The following is a 5906-nucleotide window of genomic DNA, read 5'->3' as shown; positions in this document are numbered from 1 at the left end:
TCCTACACCCAGGCCACACCAGACCAGCATCACGCACAGCCACCAAGCCGGACGCGAGCCCCACACCTCACCCCGGTCAACTTCGAAGACCCGGACTTCTTCGACCACTACAACAATCATCACCGTCATTCCGGGATCGGCCTGCTCACCCCGACGGCCGTCCACCACGGCCAGGCCGCCGCGGTCCACCAGGCCCGCGCCGCCGTCCTCGACAACGCCACCCACCCCGAACGGTTCGTCCGCCGACCCCCGACCCCACCCGCACTCCCGCAACCCGCGTGGATCAACCGGCCCCCCGACCCCGAAGACCAACCAGACACGACCACCGGCTAATTACTGCACCATCCTGCCTCAAACAGGTTGACAGGTTCCGTGGCCGCGCTGGTGCTCGGCGCCGGCTCGATCGCCGACCTCGTCGGGCACCGCCGCGCCTACATCGGCGGGCTCGCGGTCTTCGCGGCCTCCTCGCTGATGTGTGGTCTGGCCCCCGACCCGGGTGTGCTGATCGCCATGCGCGCGGTCCAGGGCGTCGGCGCGGCGGCGATGTTCGCAACCACCTTCGCCCTGCTCAACAGCGCCTACACCGGCCGCGACCGGGGTAGCGCCTACGGCGTCTGGGGCGCGGTGGCGGGCGGCTCGGCCGCGGTGGGCCCGATCCTGGGCGGACTTCTCACCGAGGGCGCGTCCTGGCGCTGGATCTTCTTCGTCAACCTGCCGGTCAGCGCCGTCGCCATCCTGCTGTGCTCTACCACGCTCGTCGACGCGCACGCACCGGCCCGCGCCAGGGTGGACCTCGGGGGCATGACCAGCTTCACCGCCGCGGCGGCCGGTGCCACCTACGCGCTCATCCGCGCGAACGAGCACGGCTGGTCCGACCCCGGCATCTGGGGGCTGCTGGCGGCGGCGGTGGTACTGCTGGCCGTGTTCACCGCGGTCGAGGCGCATACGCAGCACCCCATGCTCGACCTCGCGCTGCTGCGCAACCGCTCGTTCGTCGGGGTGCTGCTCGCCGGACTCCTGCTGACCTTCGCGGCCTTCGCCGCGTTCACCTACACCTCGATCTGGTTGCAGTCCGTACTGGGACTCAGCCCGATCGAGGCGGGACTCACCGGCCTGCCCATGTCGATCATGGCATTCGGTGTCTCGGCGGGGCTGGGCCGGGTGCTGCACGGCCGGCGGCCCGATCTGGTCATCGGGGTGGGGCTGCTGTTCATCGGGCTCGGCGGACTGCTCACCGCCGCGCTCGTCCACGGATCGGCCGGATGGCCGCAGCTCGTGCCGGGCTTCGCCGTGATCGGTATCGGGGTCGGCCTGGTGACGCCGGTCCTCGGCTCGGTTTCGATGTCCCTCGTGCCCGCCGAGCGGGGCGGCATGGCCGCCGGCGCGGTCAACACCACCCGCCAGCTCGGCTTCGCCTTCGGCATCGCCGTGCTGGGCAGTGTCTTCACCGCCCGCGCGCAGGGCAGCCTGTCCGCCCGCGGCGTCCCGGACGCGGCACAGCTCGCCCACGCCATCGCCGGGGGAGAGACACCGGCCCTGCTGCTGACCGCTCCGTCCGCCGGGCGGCGGTTCCTCGACAGCGCGGCGCACGGTGCGGCGGTGACCGGCATACAAGCGACCTTCGTCGTCGCCGGAGCCATCGGCATCCTCGCCGGCCTGCTCGTCATCGTCCTCATGCGGCCCGCCGACGCTCACGCCGCCGGACCGGACGACAACCCGCCCATAGCGGAGAGTAGTTCGAGAACGGTGAACGTGGCCTGAACGTCTCCGCCGGGCCGATGGCTGTGGAGACCGGGCAGTCGCCCCTCTGGTGGATGCGGTCAGCGGGACGGCAGGCCGAGGTTCGCCAGCGCCTCCCGCAACCGGTGCCGGCCGGAGAGCGACTGCGGGCCGGCCAGCCGGGCCAGCACGCGCTCGCTCCACGAACCGGGCAGGCCGTGCCGGGCGTTGTACGCACCCAGCCGCTCGTCGTAGGCGGGGATGTGCGCGTCGGCCGTGGCGGCGTCGTACCGCTCGTGGTGCAGGACGGCGGCCTGCGGCAGCCGCGGCTTGATCCCGGCGTGCTCGGCCGGGTCGGGCGTGCCGACCGCGAGCCCGAACGCCGCCGCCGCGTGCGGTGGCAGGCCCAGCTCGGCCGCGATCTGTTCGGGATGGTTGCGGACCGCCCCGACGAACACCGTGCCCAGGCCGAGCGACTCGGCCGCGACGACGGCGTTCTGCGCCGCGAGGGCGGCGTCGACGAAGCCGAGGATCGTCGACTCCAGATAGTCGGTGCCCTCCGGCACCCTGCCTGCGCCCGCGCCGTCGGCGAGTCGATGCGCCCGGCTCAGGTCGGCGATCCAGATCAGGAACAGCGGTGCCTCGCTGATGAACCGCTGGTTGCCCGCCAGCGCCGCGAGCCGGTCCTTGCGCTGCGGATCCCGCACGGCGACCACGCTCCACGCCTGCAGGTTGGACGACGTCGACGCGGACTGGGCGGCCGCGACCAGCGCCGCCAGCTCGTCGTCGGTGACCGGCCGGGGCGTGAACCTGCGCACCGACCGATGCGCGAGCTGCAGCGTCACGGTCTCGCTGGTGACGTGGAGCGTCGCCGCCGGATCCGCGTACCGCGCGGTGATCGTCATAGATGTCCTCTCGTGATGGCCCAGGGGAAGGCCGGCGACCAGGGGCGCCCGGCCGGGTATCGGTGGTTTCCTACCGGATTGCCGCGTCCAGCTCGTCGCGGGTGATGAGGGAGACGGCGCGGCCGTCCCGCAGGACGACGGCGGCGGCGTGGCGCGGGCCGAGCGCGGAGCGGGCCTCGGAGATCGTCTGGCCGCCGCCGACGGCCGGGAGCGGGTCGCCGAGGTGATCCAGCACCGGGCTGTCCGGGGAGATCCTGCCCGCGGCGATCGCCGCCCCGAGCGCGGCGGGTTCGACCCAGCCGAGGATCTCGGTGGCGGACAGTCCGTGCCGGCGCTCGGCGCGGGGAAGAACGACCGGGACGGCCACCGCCGACCCGGGCAGACCGGCCACGACAGCGCCGGCGCTGGCCCGCGAGGAGACCGCGACCAGGCGGTCGGCCCAGCCGGGGAGGCGGTCGAGGAGCTGACGCACGGTGCCGTCGGTGCCGTCGGCGTTGTCGGGGCCGTTGCCGGCGGGGTCGTCCAGGANCCCCCACCGCCGCAGCCAGTCGTCGCTGAAGACGGTCGACAGGTAGGACCGGCCCGAGTCGGGCAGCAGGACCACGACGAGATCATCCGGGCCGAGAGCGCGGGCGACCCGCAGCGCGGCGGCGGCGGCCGTACCCGACGACGGGCCGGCGAGCAGCCCCTCCTCGCTGGCCAGCCGCCGCGCGGTCAGCAGGGACTCCCGATCCGGTATCCGCTCGAACCGATCGACCGCCTCGCGGTGGTAGGACTGCGGCCAGACGTCCTCCGCGGTGTCGGGGTGCAGGAAATGGCCGATGCTCTCGACGTAGTAGGCGCTGCCGTCACCGCCGGAGTAGACCGACGTCTCAGGGTCGGCCCCGACGACCGTGACCGTCCCCCCCGACGCCTGTCGGAGGAACTCGCCCGTGCCGCTGATGGTGCCTCCGGTGCCGACGCCGGCCACGAAATGCGTCACCCGTCCGCCCGTCTGCCGCCAGATCTCCGGGCCCGTCGTGCGCAGGTGGGCCGCGGGGTTCGCCGGGTTGTCGTACTGGTTCGCCAGCCAGGCGCCCGGAATCTCGTCCACCAGGCGGCGCACGACGTGGAAGAGGTGATCCGGATGCTGTCTGGCGAGCCTGGTGGGGGCGAGCACGACCTCGGCGCCGTAGGCCCGCAGAATGTCGACCTTCTCCCGGGCCGATCGGTCCGACACCCCGACGATCACCCGGTAACCTCGTTGCCGGCCGATGATCGCCAGGCCGATCCCGGTGTTGCCGGACGAGGCCTCGACGATCGTCCCACCCGGTCGCAGCAGCCCGTCGCGTTCGGCCTGGAGCACCATCGACAACGCGGCCCGGTCCTTCACGCTGCCCCCGATGTTGAGGAACTCCGCCTTCGCGTAGAGGGGGGTCGCGATCCCGCGGCCGAGCCGCGTGAGCCGGAGCAGCGGAGTCTCGCCGATCGCGTCGAGGACCGACTCGTGGACCGTCATGACACGTGCGCGTCCGCACCGGCGAGGATCTTCTGGAAACAGCGGGAGTGGGTCAGCGCCTCGTACGGGGGGAAGATCGGGATGCGGGTGTAACCGGTTCTGGCGTACACGCGCTCCGCGTCCGGCTGCCGGTCCCCGGTCTGCAGCACGATCCGTCCCGCGCCCAGGTGCCGCGCCGCGTGTTCCACCGCCGTCAGCAGCGCGGCCGACACCCCGCGGCCGCGGTGGGCGGGCAGGACGTACAGGCGCTTGAGTTCCAGGTCGTCACCCAGCCAGCGCAACGCGGCATGCCCGACGGGCAGCCGGTCGGCGGTGTAGGCGACACCGGTGTAGGCGACCGTCTCGGCCTCGATGCCCCGGTCAGGGGTCGGCGGCCGGGTGGCCAGCCGGTCGGCATAGCGCAGCCGCATCTCCGCGGCCATCGCGTCGCGCAGTGTCACCGCCACCGGGTCGTCCCACTCGACGCTCTCAATGTGGATCATTGATGTGTGGATCATGGATGTGTGGACCATCGATTCGGGTGCCACGCCTGCTCCAGATCGACGAGGGGCGGCGCACCGGCCGCACGAGGAGGATCGGTGTGCCCAGTATTCTCCACCTTCTCGGTCGACAGATGGGGAATGCGCGCGGCTGCCGCCGATGCGTTCAAGATAATCAACGGTGGTGACGACATCCCCGGAGAAATCGATCAAGAACTGATCGGACCCCCGCGCGGTCGGCGACCGCGTCCCCGGCGTTCACCGGCCCTCGGCCGAGTCGGTGCCGGGGTCGCTGCCGTGTCGGCTTCGTCCTACGGCTTCGACAACTGTTGCTGTCTCGCCAGCGGCTGTGGGAACGTCGGTCCCGTGCGAGTGATGAGCAGGTGAGCGGGCATTCCGTCGCCCAGACCCTCGAGCAGGCGTTGCAGATCGTTCGGGTCGGCGAGGATGACTTCCAGTCGGTGAGCCTGGTCGATACCGGTGGCTACCCGCTCTACGGCGGCCAGATCCTCGCCCTGGCTCTGCGTGCGGCGGCGATGACGATCGAGCCCGACCGCCGGCCGCACTCGCTGCACGGCTACTTCCTGCGGGCCGGACGGCTCGACGCTCCGGTCGCGCTGCACGTCGACCGCGACCGCGACGGCCGCTCCTTCTCGGCGCGCCGGGTCGTCGCCCTCCAGGACGACAAGGTGATCTTCTCGATGGTCACGTCGTTCACCCGGGGCACGGGTGACTTCGTCCTCGACGCGGTGCCGCGGCTGGGGCGCACCTACACCGAGCCGCCGGACAAGCACCGGATGCTCCTGCTCGACCTGTGCGAGTTCACCCCCCGCCACCAGCAGGGCGACCGGTTCTTCTTCCCGGACCACGCCGAGATCCTCCCCGTCGGCCCGCTGTCGGACGACTGGCTGACCCACACCTGCGCCATCGCCTACATGTCCGACATCGGCACCGGCTTCGGCCAACTCGCCGATCCCGGCATCGCCAGCACGGAATCCAGCGTCAGCCACTCGATCTGGTTCCACGCCCCGGCGCGGGCCGACGACGGGATGACCCTGGAGATGTGGCCCAGCAGCGCCGCCAGCGGGCTCGGGCTGTACTCCGGCTCGGTCCGGGACGCCGCGGGGAATCTGATCCTCGCGATCGCGCAGGAACAGCTCATCCGCTCGCGCAGGCCGGCCGCCGACGCGTCCTAGGGCTCGCGGCGCGTCCTAGGAGACCACTGAAAATCTTGCGGGTCCGGGTTCTGGTGTGGTGGTCGACGCCAGTGTTGTGATCATGCAGGGTGAGTGGGTGGGCGAGCTG

At 71.9% G+C, this 5906-nt stretch carries 5 protein-coding genes and 1 pseudogene; 3 read left to right on the top strand and 3 right to left on the bottom strand.

The window, feature by feature from the left end; all coding sequences use genetic code 11:
- Together FF36_RS35785 and FF36_RS30900 are read left to right on the top strand one after the other, a co-directional pair.
- Window positions 1-333, top strand: a pseudogene (locus FF36_RS35785) (hypothetical protein); the annotation flags it as partial.
- A gap of 39 nt (window positions 334-372) precedes the next feature.
- Complete coding sequence (locus FF36_RS30900) at window positions 373-1761, top strand: MFS transporter (protein WP_236706611.1); 1389 nt, start codon at window positions 373-375, stop codon at window positions 1759-1761.
- 59 nt (window positions 1762-1820) lie between these two features.
- Here FF36_RS30900 and FF36_RS30895 read toward each other — a convergent pair whose 3' ends face one another.
- The 3 genes from FF36_RS30895 to FF36_RS30885 all read right to left on the bottom strand — a co-directional run bounded on the left by FF36_RS30895 (window position 1821) and on the right by FF36_RS30885 (window position 4604).
- Window positions 1821-2624, bottom strand: coding sequence for an NADPH-dependent oxidoreductase (locus FF36_RS30895; protein ID WP_044888751.1), 804 nt, complete (start codon window positions 2622-2624; stop codon window positions 1821-1823).
- A 529-nt stretch (window positions 2625-3153) separates the two neighbouring features.
- A partial coding sequence (locus FF36_RS30890; protein WP_242423001.1) for a PLP-dependent cysteine synthase family protein occupies window positions 3154-4122 on the bottom strand: 969 nt, incomplete at its 3' end.
- Window positions 4119-4604 carry a GNAT family N-acetyltransferase gene (locus FF36_RS30885; protein ID WP_236706610.1) on the bottom strand — a complete coding sequence of 162 codons (486 nt, stop codon included), beginning with the start codon at window positions 4602-4604 and terminating at the stop codon, window positions 4119-4121. The genes FF36_RS30890 and FF36_RS30885, both read right to left, overlap by 4 nt.
- Before the next feature lie 380 nt (window positions 4605-4984).
- On the opposite strand from FF36_RS30885, the gene FF36_RS30880 reads away from it, so the two are divergent.
- On the top strand, window positions 4985-5797 hold the full coding sequence (locus FF36_RS30880; protein ID WP_044888749.1) for an acyl-CoA thioesterase: 813 nt from the start codon (window positions 4985-4987) through the stop codon (window positions 5795-5797).
- Window positions 5798-5906 lie beyond the last annotated feature (109 nt).

Source organism: Frankia torreyi, assembly GCF_000948395.1.
Lineage (GTDB): Bacteria > Actinomycetota > Actinomycetes > Frankiales > Frankiaceae > Frankia > Frankia torreyi.
Note: the sequence above shows the minus strand (reverse complement) of the source record. Positions and strands in the feature narration are given on the sequence as shown.

What these genes read in the sequence shown, in the direction of transcription:
- FF36_RS30895 (WP_044888751.1), bottom strand. Translation starts at nt 2,624, where the DNA reads ATGACGATCACCGCGCGGTACGCGGATCCGGCGGCGACGCTCCACGTC.
- FF36_RS30885 (WP_236706610.1), bottom strand. Translation starts at nt 4,604, where the DNA reads ATGATCCACATTGAGAGCGTCGAGTGGGACGACCCGGTGGCGGTGACA.